Genomic DNA, 16552 nt, shown 5'->3' on the forward strand with positions numbered 1-16552 from the left:
GACAATCTCCTTTTTCATGCCTTTATATTTTTTATCTCTTACATAGTTTTCTATAATCGCAGTATTCACACTTTTTACTGTCTTTCGTTTGAGTAAAAGGTTCATCAGGATTGTATATTTCTTGTAATAATGCCTTTAGGCGGTCTCTAAAATCATCTTCAAAAAAAGCGAAATTGTTTACCGGTATCTTGGGCTGGCGGGGTGCCCCCATTTCTATGACTGGTGAGTAACTTTCCGATGCTGCCCGGTGAATATACAACAGGGAGGGAGCTACTTTCAATGGTTGTTTACGGCACATGATACAGGCATATAAGAATGTCTGGAAAATATAGTTCGGACGTCCTTCGGCAGGAATAAACAATTGTTCTATACTTTCCGGAGTTTTTGGGGTACCTCCGGTTTTGTAATCAACAATACGTAAAGTATCATTCTTGCTATCCAGTCTGTCTATGGTACCGCCTATCTGTAAGGGCAGTTTTCCTAAAGGGGTATCAACTTCCATCGTTTCCCTGATTTCTTGCTCCATACCTTCCATACAGAATGGGGCATATTGCAAATCGTTACGTAAAAGTTGTCGTAGGTAGGAAGTGATGACTTTGGAGTGAATAAGCTGTGTACCGTTATATTCCGGTTGTTCTTCTTCTGATACGTGGAAGAATTTTTCCTTAAAAGCACAGTCTACGTAAGACTGTAGTTTCACATCATTTCGTAATAATTGCTCTAAATCCTCTTTTCGTATTTCTTTACCGTTGGTTATGAGGTCATTGTATACCAGTTCGGAAGAACGGTGGAAAATGGTTCCGAACAGGGCAGAGTCTATTTCGGCACTGACTTCATCCGGCGTTTTCAGCCCGGCGACACGATGATAGTAAAACTTCAATCTGCAATCCAGGTATTCGTTGAGTGCCGATGGCGAGAAGAAAGCCTTAGGGTGACGACGGACATCATATGAGTCATACATCCGCTTCAGCACTTCGGATGTCTTTTTTATTTGGATATCGCGGCTATGCTGTGGAGATTGTTCCGCTTCAAGATATTTTCGGGAGATGTCATGCGGTGACTCTATCAGGAACTGAAGCATGAAACGTGACATTTCTCCACGGTTCAATCCGTCTGACGCAGTATTATATAATAAAGTGATATTCTCGGCACGTTGTATCAGACGATAAAAATAATAGGCATATACAGAATTCTTATGTTCAATGGTAGTCATACCGAATGCTTTACGCAGATTGTAAGGGATAAACGAAGAATCTCCGTTTGCTTTGGGAAGTTGTCCTTCATTGAGGGATAGCATGATAAGATTACGGAAATCGAGATTACGTGTCTCGAGCACTCCCATTACCTGCATACCAATGGCGGGTTCCCCATGAAACGGGATGTTGGTAGAAGTGAGTAGACGGTTCAATAATCGTTTGAATGTGTCTGTCTGCAAACTCAGCCCGTCGGTTTCAATCAGGTTTAACAGACGGTTGACGAGGGTATAACTCTTGAACAGGGATTCTCGGTAAAGTTGGTTGAAAATGTCTTCCGCATCCTTCTCTTGACGATAGATGACGGCTACTTCACGCAACAAGTCGGTAATGTAACGGCATAGTGAGGCAATACCGTTTTGAGGGGTAAATACCTGTTCAAGAAAGTCGTCTTTCTTTAGTTCGGAAGGGAGAGGATAGAAACGGTTGTCTCTCGTTAACTGCTCCTCCAAGTCTTCCGCAAATGGTGAGAGTTGACGTGTATAGGAATGCTTCAACACAGAAAGTACACTTTCGTAGGTATATCGTCCCGTATCGGTACGATAACCGGTAGTCTGCATTTCCAGTAGAGCGTTGATATAACTGTATACGGGCGTTTGTGCCAAAGGAAATCCCATGGTGATATTGACATTCTTCACTTCGGAAGGAATGGAGTGGAGTACGGGCAGCAACAAGGCCTCGTTACAGAGTACCACCGCATTTTCTTTCTCAGATGTTTCCCAACCTTCTTCCTTATGGTTTGTAGTTTGTAATTTATAATTTTTGATCCCTCTAATCCATTCCGGAATATAACGTGCCTGTGCATTTTCTGTTGGTGCAGAGATGAAATGTATTTGTTTGGGCTTGCGTAATGTATCGAACGCACTTTCCGGTAATTCATTTGGAAATACCTTCAGATTACGAAGAATGAATTCTCCGGCTTCGTGGACATAAGGAGGTTTTTGTTCGTGGGGCAAACGGGTATAAAATATATCATAGTCCCAATAGAACATAGCTTTCCCTGCATTCTGTAATCGGAGGAAAAACTCAGTCTCTACTTTATTCAACACATTGAAACCTACAAATACGTAGCGGTCATAATGCAGACGGTCGGCATCAAGTTGTTCTATGACGTTGCGATACATCATGCCTTCGTACGCAATGCCCAAATGGGTCAGATTGGTACGATAATGGCGGTAGATATCACCTAATTTATCCCAAAGAGATATAAACTTCTCTTTGAGTTGTGTACGTTTTTCTATAGAGAAATTTTGAAAAAATTGTTGTATGGCCTCTTCCTGTTCTTTGTCAAGGAAGTCATAGTTATCCATGATGTTCTTCAAATCCTGTAAATTGGTGAAAAGACGATCGGCGTCTACCAGATTTTTATCCACATCATCAAAATCACTGATGAGTAATTCTCCCCAGAAATAAAAATCATCCAATGGTTCTTCACTGTGAGTTTCTTCACAGAATACTTTATAAAGTTCACATACCATCCGGATAGGATCACCCGGCTTCAACGTAGAAAGTTGCCGGAACAGTTCACTGATATTTACGTAGGCAGGTGACCAGATGGGCTTGTCGCTTTCTGCTGCCAGATACTCGTTGAAGAACAAGCCGGCACGTTTATTGGGAAATACGATAGCCGTACGCGACAAATCGTCTCCTATTTTTGAATGAAGGTCGTGAGCGACCAATTGAAGAAATGTTTCCATGTAATGTCTATATCCTGTTTGCCAGTATGACTGGACATTATTATACTTTTTCTATATTTCCTTCTTCCACATACCACAGATATCCGTTGATACTGTTTGCGTCATATCCCATGCGAACCAGTAATTGCATATAACCTTGTACCTGTCTATTGTATTTTTTATTCGGTTTACCGAATTTGAAGTCAATAACCACTATTTCGCCATTTCGCATCATTACCCTGTCAGGGCGGCGGGTATGCAATTCTCCGTTCTCTCTCCAGATAATATCACATTCATTGAATAACTGCCAACTACCCGAGTACCAGTCTTTGATTTGTGGGATGGAAAAAGCACGTCGAGTCAGGTCACGAACTTCTTCTTCTGTTTCCGTGCGACCGATTATTCCCTCAAATACAAGTCTGTTGATAGCGTCATCAATGTCAGCTTCTGTTTTGATGGCGGAGAAAAGAGTATGCAGCAAACGCCCCCGGTTGATGAAACGTTGCCAAGACTCAGCTTCATCCACACCGGCTATAAAGTCTGCCGAACGGTTGGACTGTCGGAATTCGATGTCATGGCGCATACTTTCCATATGAACGGGGAGTTTTGCGGCAGTCTGTGCCAGTTTATTGATTACGGGAGTATCGACAAGAAGGTCGGGTTTGTCTGACGGACATATTTTGCCACATTCATAAATGCTTTCTTCATCCCATGTTCCTTCGCCTGATTTGACAACTTGCGGTAATGCGGCGGAAAGAAGCTCGGATATGGTTCCTTTTTGCTTTTTTTTGCTCCATAGGATTAAATTCTTTCCGGTACGGGTAAAAGCCACGTAGAGCAAATTCAGATTGTCTACCCACAATTGCAACCGTTCGTCCAAATAATCTTTCCGGTATACCGATTCGGCCATGGTGGAGGAGTAGTTGATCGGAACGATATCCAGTGCATTGTAAGGCTTTTCCGGTGCCGTACACCATACGAGCTGGTTATTGGTTTCATTCTCTAACTTCCAGTCACAAAAAGGTATCAGTACAGTATGAAATTCCAATCCTTTTGATTTGTGGATGGAATAGATACGTATGCCGTCCATTTCTCCACTGGGTATAGTCTTGGAACAGAGCGTTTCATCCCAAAAGCGAATAAAGGCGTCAAGGTCGGAAGAATTACTTTGCAGATATTCCGTTACGGCATCGAAGAAAGAAAACAAATAAGCGTCTTGCTTTTTAATATTACCCATATTGAAAATGCTGAACAATTCTTCCAGCAACTCGTATAGCGGCATCAAACGTAACTCGTCCTTACGAGAAATGAAGTCTTCAGGCAATAATGTTTCAGGAGAAGCCATGAGCAGACCATTCAAATCTATGTTTTCCTCATATTCCTCTTTTTCTGTTCCTTTCTTTGTAACTTGTAATTGATAATTTGTAATTAACGAAGCCCTTGCGATAGTCTCTTGCGGATTGGACAGATAGCGCAGTGCATCCATCAGCATACAGATGGCAAGTGATGCATCCAAACGGAAAGCTTCGTCGGAAACTATCGGGAGGTTCAGTTCTTTGTCGAAGTAATCGGCAATCGTTGGGATATTCTTGTTTTTTCGTACAAGAATGGTAATGTCATTCAATTGGACACCTTCATTGAGCAGCTGTCTGACTTCTTCTCCTAAGGCTATCAAGGTTTTTTCCGTATAATTATGCTCGTCGTCCGGTTCAAGGAATGCAGCTTTTACATATCCTTTCGTTTCTGTTTTGGGCGATTCTTGTGCGACGTCGGCATAAGCTTGTTTCAAAGAGAAACATTCCTCTTTCAATTCTTCCAGATACAGGGAATTCAGATAATCTACGGCTGCTGTGAAAAAACGGTTGTTGAAACGGATAATATTTGTTTCACTTCGACGGTTGATTTTCAAAGTTTCTACACGTACCGGGAAAGGAAACGGAGTAGAGGACTCGGCCGGGTAAGCTGTGCCCAAACCATTCAATATTCCCCAGTCTCCATTTCGCCAACGATAGATGGACTGTTTCACATCCCCCACAATCAAGCTGTCGGCTCCTTGCGAAAGCCCTTCGAGTAATAGTAAACGGAAATTGTCCCATTGCATACGGCTGGTATCTTGAAATTCGTCGATCATCACATTCCGTATGTTGGCGCCTATCTTTTCAAACACAAAAGAAGAATCTCCTTCATGCACCAGTTTATGCAGGAGGGCATTTGTATCGGATAAAAGAAAACGGTTATGCTCACGGTTCAGCGTGCGTACTTCTTCATCAATATGGTTGAGCAGTTGCAACTTGTTGAGGTGTTGCAGGGAAAGGCGGCAACTGTTTATCGTGCGACTTTTCTGTGACCTCAATTGTTCGGCATCTTGCAGTAAGGGTATCAGGCTGGTTTCTGCCAGGTGAATGATATCATTTTTGCGTGCGGAGGTTTTTGTGGTCCAGTTTTTGGCATCTGCCAGGCAGCTTTGCAAGGTAGCGTTTATAACATCCTTGTCTGTCAATCTGCCATCCCGCAATTTGCGGAAGTAACTGCCGATGCCTCGTGAACCTCCTTTCAAGTCTTCCGGAACGAGAGCATGACTTTCAAGTTCACCTTCGAATTGGTCATAGAAACCTTTCATTTGTTCCAATGCCTCAGTTTCCATTTCACGCAGCACGTCACGATAAAGTTTTATTGTCTCGGGGTTACGAAGTTTTTGTCGCAATCCTTCGCCCCGCTCTATATAACTCTCGTCGAAGATATTCCGTCCGAAGTTTTTTACTTCGTTAGAAACATTCCACCGTTTATCATCGGCTATACGTTCATTGATGTAATCCAATAGCCATGCCAGTACGGGTGAAGTGGGAGAGAGCTTCTCTATGAGACTGTCTACGGCATTGCTCAACACATCGGTATTGTTCAGTTCAATATTTAGATTAGGACTAAGTTCCAGTTCCCGGGCAAGGTTACGCATTACGGACTGGAAGAATGAGTCGATCGTTTCTATACGGAAACGGCTGTAGTCATGTAGCATATATTGCAATGCCATTCCTGCTCGCCGGCGAATTTCTGCGTCTTCGTTGTCCGAAAATAGTTTTTTACCTGTTGAGAACGTTTCTTTATCTGCTGGAAGCGCTTTTTCATTTACTGAAAGTGTTTCCCCATTCTCCTTCTTTGTAATTCGTAATTCGTAGTTTGTTTTTCTCAGGTCTTCTTTGATACGCGTCAAGTATACCTCCGAAGCCGGATCTTTCTTCCATATACCGTAAAGTTGTGTCAGGATACGTTCTTTCATTTCTGCTGTAGCCTTGTTGGTAAAGGTTACAGCAAGTATCTGTCGATAGGCATGTGGATTGAGTATTAAGTGCTTGATATATTCCACTGCCAAAGTAAAAGTTTTTCCCGAACCGGCAGAGGCTTTATATATTAATAGTTCCATGTAGAAAAAGGATTCAGTGTTTAAGAAACAAAGATAATGTAAACTTTACATAGAATGAAATGAATGTGTTTATTTTATCAAATACATTCATTTAAAATATGAATAAATAATAAAGAATATTTGTGTAATCAGTTGAAAATAAGTTGTATACGTCTAATTCTTGAGGGTGTTTTTTAAACGTTCGTTTGATGTACGCAAAGATAAGAGTGATTTTTATACTGGCAAAATGTTTGATAAAAAATATTTTTGTATTTCAAGGATATGGAAGTTAATCCTTTCATTTTCAGAGTCTCATGTCTTATTTGATTTCAGAGTAATATTCCTTCTTTTCATTCTTTTTCCTCGTTTTACATACAAGGCTAAAAAAGTGTTTTTTATACGAACGTTTAAAAAACATCCGTTTGTATTCAATTCATTCGTTTTCAGATAGATACGGTATATGTAGTAACATTCCGGTTTGAAAGATAAAACTGTCTCTTTCAAACCGCGAAGCGTACCCGTTCCTGAGGTCTTCATTCCCAAAGCACTTCCTCAAGTGATTGAAAGTCAAAGATATTGGTTTGCCGCCCGTACACGTGACAAGCAAGAATTCGCTGTCCGCAGGATTCTGGAAAGCCTGAAAGCGGAAGAAGGTATGGATATTGAATTCTATCTTCCCACAAGGACTGTGGTCACCCAACTGAAGTACCGCAGGAAGAGAAGTGAGGTCCCTGTCGTCCGGAACTTGATATTTGTCCGTGCCACCAAAAAGACAGCCTGCGACATACCCAATGTCTACGGGGTCCCCCTTTTCTATATGCGCGACCTTTCCACCCGTTCCCTTCTGGTCGTCCCCGAGAAGCAGATGGAGGACTTCATGTTCGTCATGGACCTGAGTCCCGACGGTGTCAGCTTCGACAACGGAGCATTGTCTGCGGGCCATAAGGTCAGGGTCGTCAAGGGCGACTTCTGCGGTATTGAGGGGGAAACCACCACCCGTTCCAACAAGACTTACGTGGTCATCCGTATCAAGGGTATCCTGACCGCTACCATCAAAGTGCCCAGGTCCTATCTGAAAATAATAGAGTAACATTTTAATCTTATCATATTCACATTCAATGAATAATCTACTTTCCCGTACTCATGAGCTCCAGCGGCTGGCCCATGAGCTGATGTATCTTGGCATGGATGGCTCCCCCGTCTATTCGGACGACTTTTGCCGTTTGAATAAGGAAGTCCTCGTCCGTTGCGACTCCCTTTTCCCGGAAAAAGGTTCTGATATTATCGAAGAGGCCGACCTGTGCCTGGCCCTCCTGATGGGTTATAATGCCACGATCTACGACTATGGCGACAAGGAGGAGAAGAAGCAGGCTGTCCTGGATCGTATCTGCAATATCCTGGCCCCCCTTGCCCCTTCCTTGCTGAAAGTACGCCTGCTGTCTTACTGCTACGGCGAGGTTTACGAGGAGTCCATGCTCCTGGAAGCCCGTTCAATCATAGGGAGCTGGCAGGGAAGCCCCCTTACCCCCGCACAGAGGGAGATCATTGAAGAGCTGCAGAATATCGAGGATAACCAATATCCTTTTGAAATACTCGAAGAGTGAACCATTAACCTTTAAACCCCAAGTTCCGTTGTTCATACTGTATCTTATACTTGCCTTTGTCATATCGGTATTCATCGCCCGCATGCTTATCCCGCGCATCCTGCTCATCTCGATGCGCAAGAAGCTTTTCGACATCCCGGATTCCCGCAAGGTCCACAACAAGGCCATCCCCCGGCTGGGCGGCGTCTCTTTCTTCCCCACGGTGCTGTTCACCTTCTGCTTTATCTACGCGGTAAGGCTGCTGGAGGGCGACGGGGTGGCTTCCGTATATGCCGGCCACCTGCTTCCCGAACTGTTGCTCTTTGCCTGCGGGATGACTTTGCTCTACCTTACCGGCATCGCCGACGACCTGGTGGGCGTGCGTTATCGCCAGAAACTGGCCATACAGGTTATCTGCGCCTCCTTCTTCCCGCTTTCCGGCTTGTGGCTCAACAATCTATACGGCCTGTTCGGCATCCATGCGTTGGACCCCTGTATCGGCATGCCGTTCACCGTCCTCTCCATAGTTTTCATCACCAATGCCATCAACCTGATAGACGGCATTGACGGGCTTGCCTCCGGCTTGAGCAGCGTTTCCCTGCTCATCTTCACTTTTCTCTTCATCGACAAGGGCCTGTGGAGCTATGCCATGCTTTCCGTCGCCACTTTCGGTGTCCTTGTCCCGTTCTTCTATTACAACGTGTTCGGCAGTGCCGAGCGTTCCCGGAAGATTTTCATGGGGGACACCGGCAGCCTTACCTTGGGTTATACGCTGAGTTTCCTTGCCATCAAATACAGCCAGGTCAATCCGGATGTCACCTCTTATACCGAAGGCGCTTTTGTCATAGCCTTCAGTACCTTGATCATTCCCGCCTTCGATGTTGTCCGGGTAGTCATGGTACGTGCACGCGAAGGCAGGAACCCTTTTGAACCGGACAAGAACCACATCCACCATAAACTCCTTGCCATCGGGCTGTCCCCGCGGAAGGCCATGCTCGCACTGCTGTGCATGTCCTGCGCGTTCAGTGCGGTCAACATCCTGTTGATGCCCTATGTCAATAACACGGTGATGCTGGTTGCGGACATAATGGTATGGGTAGGACTGAACTTGTGGTGGGATTATATAAGGGACAAACACAAGAAAAAGACATGACTTAAAGATGATGTTTAGATCGCTCATCATCATCTTTAGGTTACTAACCATCATCTTTAGGTTGCCCGTTATTATCTTTAGTGCTACAGCCATTATTGAATTTTCTGTGAAAAATGATGCCGCGAAGTTCACGAATAGATGGCATACCGCCAAAAAGAGATAACTGACATGTGAGTTACGTATATATGATATCTTAACAATATTCGTATATCTTAACATCTCGCGTGCGGTTTTTATTTACTAAATTTTTTATTTAAATGAAAGATCAAAAGAAGAAAATCTCCCTTCATGTAGAGTTGGGTGATTTCCTGGAATCGCTGCGCTGCAGCATTCCTGTGGACGGTAAACGTCTTCCCATCCGGGAAGTGTGTCGCCGTGCGTCAATGAGTGTCTCGACTTACGAACATGTAAAAAGGGCTCCAGTTTAAACCTGAATCAGTATTATGCTGTTTTTCGCATCTACACGGGAGTGTACATAGTACATTCCGATGAGTACAACAGCCTGATACGCAGTTTTATACATTGTATGGAACAGGATTGGAAAACGCGTTGATGATGTAACAGATGACACCTTTGGCACACGTTTTTCCAACTTTCTATAGTATATATGTATTTAATGAATCAGTACTTGATATAACGTTTTACGTATACATATAAAAAGTTATAAAAGAGGGTGACAAAGGTGTCACTACTTGCATGTTTTTTTTGTATTCCACTTTATTCTTTCATTTACTATGGATTTAACCAATGTAAAAATTATTAACTTACCTAAATTCTTAGATAAGCGGGGAAACCTATCTATCATTGAAGAGTTCAAGAACATCCCCTTCAAGATAGAACGTACCTACTGGATTTACGACGTGCCCGGCGGCGAAGCTCGCGGCGGTCATGCCTACAAGGAAAACCAGGAATTCATAGTGGCCCTTTCGGGCAGTTTCGACGTGATACTGGATGACGGGAAAGAAAAGAAGACATTTTCTTTAAACCGTTCCTACTATGGTCTTTATGTGCCTAAAGGTTTATGGCGGGAAATGAATAATTTCTCTACTAATTCGCTGGCATTGGTACTGGCTTCCACACCCTACGACACAGATGATTACATTTACGATTATAGTAAATTTATTAAATTGAATAATGAATAAACCGACTGTCTATGACTGTTCTGTCATAGCACTTCCTAAAATTGAAAACCGATCCGGAAACATAACTCCTATTCATGGGAACCTGAATGTCCCTTTTGAAATCAGGCGTGTGTTCTATTCGTATGACATTCCGGGTGGTGAGTCTCGCGGTGCCCATGCGTACAAAGAATGTCATCAATTCTTGATTGCCGCCAGTGGCAGTTATGAAGTAATGCTGGATGACGGAGTGAATAAACGCACGGTTTTGTTGAATCGTCCTTTCTATGGGCTACATATACCTCTGGGTATTTGGGCTGCCGAACAAGGTTTCTCTTCAGGGGCAATCTGCTTGGTACTGACCTCCCAAAGTTATAATGCGGAAGATTACATACGTGACAACAATGAGTTCTTAACGTATGTCAACGGGGGGGTAAAATCTAAAATCATTCTCTCTCCTTTTGAAGAAAGGAGGGTGGCATGACGAGAAAAACTTCTGTGTATGATTGTACCATTATAGAACTGGACAAGCATTATAGCGACAGGAAAGGAAATATCTCTGTGATAGCAAATAGCAACACCATTCCTTTCGACATCAAGCGCACCTACTATCTGTATGATGTGCCCGGCGGTGAAAGCCGTGGCGGACATGCACACAGAGAGTTAAGCCAGTTGATTATTGCCGCAAGCGGCAGTTTTACCGTAACCTTGGATGATGGTAACGTGAAGCGGACGTTTGTACTGAACCGCCCTTATCAGGGACTTTATGTAGTACCCGGTATTTGGCGAACATTGGATGACTTTTCTTCGGGGGCGGTGTGCTTGGTATTGGCTTCGCATGGATATGATGAAGGAGATTATATAAGAAATTACAATGATTTTATAGAATATAAAAATGAGTATTGATAATTATAAATCAGAAATTAAAAAAGCCATATTAATAAGACGTTTTGAAACACGTTTATTAAGTCTATTTTCAGAAGGTAAAATAAACGGTACGGTACATACTTGTGTCGGCGAGGAGTTAACTCCAGTTTTTATAAGTAAATATTTGTCTGATGCTGATTGGTTTTTGAGTAACCATCGTGGACATGGACATTTTATTGCAAAAACAGGTAAAGTTACTGACCTGATGGCTGAAATGATGGGGCGTACTACAGGCATTTCCCATGGTTACGGTGGAAGCCAACATTTATATACCCAAGGCTTTATTTCTAATGGCGTACAAGGTGGCATGACTCCTATAGCTGCAGGTATGGGACTTGCAATGAAACTGTCTGATTCCGGTCGTATTGCGGTTTCTTTCTTGGGTGATGGAACTTTAGGAGAGGGCATCATTTATGAATCCTTTAATCTTTGTGGTATCTGGAAACTTCCAGTTTTGTATGTCCTTGAAAATAACCATTATGCACAATCCACATCTTCTCAGCAAACCTTTTCCGGTGATATAAGAAAGCGGATTGAAGGTTTCGGTTTGGATTATTATAGCACGAATATTTGGGATTTAGACCAGTTGGATGTTACTTTTGAAAATGCAATAAAAAATGTACGTAACGGTAATCCTGCTTTTGTTGAAGTAGATTGTTATAGACTAAATTCACATTCCAAAGGTGATGACAATCGTAATGAAGAAGAGATTGAAAGATTTCGTACAAAGGACATATTGACTGTTTTTGAACAGTTATATCCTGATTTATATTCGAACTATACGAAAGAGGCTGATGAATTGTTGGATCAAATAGTAAAAACTGCTGAAGAAGCACCGAAACTGGTCAATGTTACAACGAACCAATTTGTACAGAATATTCCCGTTTCGTATAAAGAGTCGGAAGGTTATGAAAAAGTGCGTGGGAATGAATCCGCTTACAAGGCTTTGAAACACTTCTTTTCAGTCACAGACAAGTCGGTTATGATCGGTGAAGACATTGCATATCAGTCTCCCTACACATCGGTTCCTTATGGGGGTGCTTTTAAGGTTAGTAAAGATTTAAGTGATTTGTTTCCTGGCCGGGTAATAAATACCCCAATCAGTGAATCTTCGATTACAGGGGTGGGTATAGGTTTGGCGTTAATGGGGTATACCGCTTTAGTAGAAATTATGTTTGGGGATTTTATGACGTTAACATTAGACCAACTTTTACAGCATGCTTCAAAATTTTCTTCCATGTATGGAAGAAAAGTAAATCTGCCATTATTGATTCGTACGCCTATGGGAGGACGTAGAGGATATGGGCCTACTCACTCTCAGAGTATAGAAAAATTCTTTTTAGGTATTTCGGACATCAATGTTCTAGCTATAAACGGTGCTTTGTTACCTGAAATTGTATACCAGCGCATATTTGCCAATTTGACAACTCCAACTTTACTTATAGAAAACAAAATTCAATATACAAGAAGCAGTTTTAAAGTTCTTGATGGGTTCAAACTATTGGTTTCAGACGAAAAATTTCCTACAACTTTATATCGTCCTGACACAAAAAATACAGATTTGACAATTGTATGTTATGGTGGTATGTTGGAAATCGTAAAATCAGTTGTTGAAAAATTAGCTTATGATGATATAATTTGCGAAATAATATGTTTAACCCAATTAGTCCCACTCAACATATACCCTATAATTGAATCTGTCAGGAAAAGTAAGAAGATTCTAATAACAGAAGAGGGTAGCGATTTTGCTGCATTGGGTTCTGAAATTCTATCTAATTTATTGAAGTCGGGTATTCATATCGATTCAACCAGAACATTGGGAAATAACACAGTTATACCTTGCGCTTTAGATGCTGAAAATGCATTATTACCTAACGAAGATTCTATAATCAAAGTAATAAAAGAAATGTTATGATAGACATTGTTTTAGAAAAGTTAAATGTCAGTGATGACATGTATCTATTGAATGAGTTATTTGTAGAGAGCGGCTCTTTGGTAAAAAAGGACGATACGATATTCAGCATTGAATCATCTAAAATAACAATTGAAATCCAATCTCCTGCTGAAGGTTATCTGTATTTTGTAGATGGTTTGGAAGAAGGGATGGAACTTCCTGTCGGTTTCTTAATAGGCAAAATAGTAGAAAAGCCCGTTAATCCTTTTGAAACGGTTGAAGATAATAAAGAACAGATATCTGACATAGAGGTAGAAGAGGCAATAAAAGAACCTAAACGGTTAATTGTAACTTCTGGAGCCCGTCCATTAATGGAGAAAGCGGGATTAAAGGTTTCTGATTTTTCAGAATATTCTTTTGTTTGCAAAAATGATATAGTTGAAGCTTGTGAACAAAAGGATTTATATAATTATGGCCATAAACGATCCTGTAAAAGAGTTGCTATTATTGGTGCTGGTGCAGGAGCGGTACAAGTCATAGATTTGATCCGTAGTCTAAAGGATTATGTCCCTGTTATTATTTTTGACGACACGGCAGAGAAAAAAGGTAAAAATCTGGATGGAGTATATATCGATGGTGCTGTAGACTTTTCCCGTATAAAAGATTTATATACTCAAAAAATATTTGATTGTGTTATCAATTCAGTGTCTACTTCCATACCTTTTCGTAGAAGTTGTTATGAGCACTTGAGTACTTTGGATATTCCATATTGTAATTTGATACATGAATCTTGTGTCATAGGTAGTAATGTACAAATGGGTACCGGTAATATTCTCTTTCCTTTTACACATATTGGAGCAGATACCTTTATTGGTAATGATAATTTTATTACGGCTAAGGTATCAATAGAACATCATAATCACTTAGGTAGCCATTGTACATTTGGTCCAGGTGTCATGACCTCTGGGCATGTGACGATAGGGGATGAAACTCGTTTTGGAACAGGTATCTATATAGAACCTTTTGTAGAAATAGGTAAGGATTGTTTGATAGCTTCCGGTGCGGTTTTAACTCAGATAATCCCAGCGCATTCCATCGTTCGGCATAATCCTGGGATAGAGATTGTTAAAAAGAAAATAAGATAATAATGATAAAGTTTTTAGATTTACAAAAGATAACCCAGAAGTATTCTGATGAAATACATGAAGCGGTGAATCGTGTAGTAGACTCCGGTTGGTATCTGCAAGGAAAAGAAAATGAAAAGTTCGAAGCGGATTATGCCCAATATATCGGAACAAGATATGCGATAGGTTGCGCCAACGGCTTGGATGCCCTGATATGGATATTTCGTGCCTATGTAGAAATGGGCGTGATGCAACCGGGCGATGAGGTAATTGTTCCTGCAAATACTTATATCGCTTCCATTCTTGCTATCTCGGAAAATGGGCTGAAACCTGTATTGGTGGAACCGGACATTGAAACCTACCAGATTGACGATTCTAAAATAGAAGAAGCTGTTACGGAACGTACCAAAGCTATCTTGATTGTTCATCTTTATGGGCAGTGTGCTTATACCGACAAGATAGGCAAACTTTGTAAGAAGTATAGTCTGAAGCTGGTGGAAGACAATGCACAGGCACACGGGTGCAAGTTCAACGGAAGGAAGACGGGTTCATTGGGAGATGCGGCGGGTCATAGCTTTTATCCAGGCAAGAATTTAGGCGCCTTTGGCGATGCGGGTGCGGTGACTACTAATGACGAGGAATTGGCAAAAGTGGTTCGCGCTGTGGCGAATTATGGCTCGCAAAAGAAATATGTATTCAAGTACTGTGGCAGGAACAGCCGTTTGGATGAAATACAGGCTGCCGTGCTGGATGTGAAACTGAAACATTTAGATGAAGATGTAGCATTTCGTAAAGCTGTGGCTAAATATTACATCGAACATATAACTAACCCTAATATTATCATTCCGACTATTAAAGATTGGGATGCCCATGTGTTCCATATATTTACCATCCGCACAAAGAAGCGTGATGAGTTACAAAAATATTTATCGGAAAATGGAGTACAGACTATCATCCATTATCCGATACCTCCCCATAAACAGGAATGTTATAAAGAATGGAACAGTCTATCATTTCCAGTTACAGAACAGATCCACAATGAGGAACTAAGTCTTCCTATGAGCCCGGTGATGACTAAAGAGGAAATAAAAGTGGTAGTTGACTTGTTAAATGGATGGAAAAACTAATTAGAAAATTCATTTCTTTGTACAAACGTTCTACCAAAATGGATATTGTGAGAGTATTCTCTTTCACTGCCGTGGCTACTTTGGTAAAAATGTTGACCGGATTAATCAGTGTAAAGGTAGTAGCATCTATAATCGGACCTGCCGGAGTAGCTTTAGTAGGGCAGTTAAATAACTTTACTTCTATTGCAATGACTGTTAGTAGTGGAGGTATCAATAGTGGTATAACCAAATATATTGCTGAGTATAAAGAAGACAAAGATGTTGTGTGTAGTTATCTTTCTACCGCATTACGTATTACTGTTATTTGCTCTATTATGGTTGGTATATTGATGATATTATTTCACAATTATCTAAGTGAATATATTATGTTATCATCAGAATACGGCTATGTATTTATTATTTTTGGTTTCACAGTGTTGCTTTATGCAATCAATATGATGCTTATTTCTATTGTCAATGGTTTTAAAGAATTTAAACGATACGTATATATTAATATTGCCAATAGCATTTTAGGTTTACTTTTTACACTTGTTTTTGTTTTAACTTTAGGGTTAAAAGGTGCACTAATAAGTGTGGTAACCTATCAGAGTGTAATGTTAATTGTAACAATATGGATGCTTCGTAAGTTGGCTTGGTTTAAATGGAAATATTTCAAAGAAAAATTGAATAGTACAATTTCAAAGAAGTATTTACAATATACTATAATGGCAATAGCAACAACATCCACCTTGCCAATAGCCCAAATGTTACTGCGTGGGTATGTAATATCAGATATATCTCCAATTGAGGCCGGTTGGTGGGAAGGGATGAATCGCATATCCAATATGTACTTGATGATTATCACTTCCTCGTTTAGCGTATATTATCTTCCCAGACTTAGTGAATTAACTGATTTTAGAGAGTTACGTCATGAGATATTCAATAGTTATAAAATAATTATTCCTATGCTTCTAGCAGGTTTTATATTGGTTTATCTACTTAGACATTTTGTTATCGAATTATTGTTTACTTCTGAATTTCTTCCGATGGAAAGTCTTTTTATTTGGCAGTTGATAGGAGACTTTTTCAAGATATGTAGTTGGGTACTGTCTTTCTTGATGGTTGCCAAATCAATGACAAAAGCTTTTGTTACTACTGAAATATTCTTTTGCTTATCCTTTGTTGGCTTAGGATTTCTTTTCATGAATTGGAATGGAGTGATAGGAATTACGCAGGGATATCTAGTAAATTATATATTTTATATGCTTGCGATGTTGTTTATCTTCCGTAAATTAATATTTATTTAATATGTACATATCTG

At 40.9% G+C, this 16552-nt stretch carries 12 protein-coding genes; 10 read left to right on the forward strand and 2 right to left on the reverse strand.

Annotated features, from left to right (window positions below):
• Positions 1-31 precede the first annotated feature (31 nt).
• Together C1A09_RS04820 and C1A09_RS04825 are read right to left on the reverse strand one after the other, a co-directional pair.
• Positions 32-2950, reverse strand: a complete 2919-nt coding sequence (locus tag C1A09_RS04820) for a PD-(D/E)XK nuclease family protein (protein ID WP_101542605.1) — start codon at positions 2948-2950, stop codon at positions 32-34.
• 40 nt (positions 2951-2990) lie between these two features.
• Entirely contained in the window at positions 2991-6347 is a 3357-nt protein-coding gene (locus C1A09_RS04825; protein ID WP_101542606.1) for a UvrD-helicase domain-containing protein, read from the reverse strand.
• Between the two features lie 535 nt (positions 6348-6882).
• Between C1A09_RS04825 and C1A09_RS04835 the strand changes: the two genes are divergently transcribed.
• The 10 genes from C1A09_RS04835 (at position 6883) to C1A09_RS04880 (ending at position 16538) form a co-directional block, all read left to right on the forward strand.
• Positions 6883-7416, forward strand: coding sequence for a UpxY family transcription antiterminator (locus tag C1A09_RS04835; RefSeq protein WP_101542973.1), 534 nt, complete (start codon positions 6883-6885; stop codon positions 7414-7416).
• Positions 7417-7444: 28 nt separating this feature from the next.
• Positions 7445-7930, forward strand: coding sequence for a UpxZ family transcription anti-terminator antagonist (locus tag C1A09_RS04840; protein WP_101542608.1), 486 nt, complete (start codon positions 7445-7447; stop codon positions 7928-7930).
• A 28-nt stretch (positions 7931-7958) separates the two neighbouring features.
• Positions 7959-9062: an MraY family glycosyltransferase gene (locus C1A09_RS04845; RefSeq protein WP_101542609.1), complete on the forward strand. Its 1104-nt coding sequence runs from the start codon at positions 7959-7961 to the stop codon at positions 9060-9062.
• Between the two features lie 734 nt (positions 9063-9796).
• Positions 9797-10204, forward strand: a complete 408-nt coding sequence (locus C1A09_RS04850; protein WP_101542610.1) for a sugar 3,4-ketoisomerase — start codon at positions 9797-9799, stop codon at positions 10202-10204.
• Positions 10197-10664: a sugar 3,4-ketoisomerase gene (locus C1A09_RS04855; protein WP_101542611.1), complete on the forward strand. Its 468-nt coding sequence runs from the start codon at positions 10197-10199 to the stop codon at positions 10662-10664. Before C1A09_RS04850 ends, C1A09_RS04855 begins: the two co-directional genes overlap by 8 nt.
• Positions 10661-11086, forward strand: a complete 426-nt coding sequence (locus tag C1A09_RS04860) for a sugar 3,4-ketoisomerase (RefSeq protein WP_101542612.1) — start codon at positions 10661-10663, stop codon at positions 11084-11086. The genes C1A09_RS04855 and C1A09_RS04860 overlap by 4 nt, the downstream gene beginning before the upstream one ends.
• Positions 11076-13022, forward strand: a complete 1947-nt coding sequence (locus tag C1A09_RS04865; protein WP_101542613.1) for a dehydrogenase E1 component subunit alpha/beta — start codon at positions 11076-11078, stop codon at positions 13020-13022. The genes C1A09_RS04860 and C1A09_RS04865 overlap by 11 nt, the downstream gene beginning before the upstream one ends.
• Positions 13019-14146, forward strand: a complete 1128-nt coding sequence (locus C1A09_RS04870) for a biotin/lipoyl-containing protein (RefSeq protein ID WP_101542614.1) — start codon at positions 13019-13021, stop codon at positions 14144-14146. Before C1A09_RS04865 ends, C1A09_RS04870 begins: the two co-directional genes overlap by 4 nt.
• A 2-nt stretch (positions 14147-14148) precedes the next feature.
• Positions 14149-15252 (forward strand): DegT/DnrJ/EryC1/StrS family aminotransferase, encoded by a 1104-nt coding sequence (locus tag C1A09_RS04875; protein WP_101542615.1) that lies wholly within the window; start codon positions 14149-14151, stop codon positions 15250-15252.
• Positions 15240-16538 (forward strand): O-antigen translocase, encoded by a 1299-nt coding sequence (locus C1A09_RS04880; protein ID WP_101542616.1) that lies wholly within the window; start codon positions 15240-15242, stop codon positions 16536-16538. Before C1A09_RS04875 ends, C1A09_RS04880 begins: the two co-directional genes overlap by 13 nt.
• Positions 16539-16552: the final 14 nt, after the last annotated feature.

This window comes from Bacteroides cutis (assembly GCF_900241005.1).
Classification (GTDB): domain Bacteria; phylum Bacteroidota; class Bacteroidia; order Bacteroidales; family Bacteroidaceae; genus Bacteroides; species Bacteroides cutis.

What these genes read in the sequence shown, in the direction of transcription:
- C1A09_RS04820 (WP_101542605.1), bottom strand. Translation starts at nt 2,950, where the DNA reads ATGGAAACATTTCTTCAATTGGTCGCTCACGACCTTCATTCAAAAATA.
- C1A09_RS04825 (WP_101542606.1), bottom strand. Translation starts at nt 6,347, where the DNA reads ATGGAACTATTAATATATAAAGCCTCTGCCGGTTCGGGAAAAACTTTT.
- C1A09_RS04840 (WP_101542608.1), top strand. Translation starts at nt 7,445, where the DNA reads ATGAATAATCTACTTTCCCGTACTCATGAGCTCCAGCGGCTGGCCCAT.
- C1A09_RS04850 (WP_101542610.1), top strand. Translation starts at nt 9,797, where the DNA reads ATGGATTTAACCAATGTAAAAATTATTAACTTACCTAAATTCTTAGAT.
- C1A09_RS04855 (WP_101542611.1), top strand. Translation starts at nt 10,197, where the DNA reads ATGAATAAACCGACTGTCTATGACTGTTCTGTCATAGCACTTCCTAAA.
- C1A09_RS04860 (WP_101542612.1), top strand. Translation starts at nt 10,661, where the DNA reads ATGACGAGAAAAACTTCTGTGTATGATTGTACCATTATAGAACTGGAC.
- C1A09_RS04865 (WP_101542613.1), top strand. Translation starts at nt 11,076, where the DNA reads ATGAGTATTGATAATTATAAATCAGAAATTAAAAAAGCCATATTAATA.
- C1A09_RS04870 (WP_101542614.1), top strand. Translation starts at nt 13,019, where the DNA reads ATGATAGACATTGTTTTAGAAAAGTTAAATGTCAGTGATGACATGTAT.
- C1A09_RS04875 (WP_101542615.1), top strand. Translation starts at nt 14,149, where the DNA reads ATGATAAAGTTTTTAGATTTACAAAAGATAACCCAGAAGTATTCTGAT.
- C1A09_RS04880 (WP_101542616.1), top strand. Translation starts at nt 15,240, where the DNA reads ATGGAAAAACTAATTAGAAAATTCATTTCTTTGTACAAACGTTCTACC.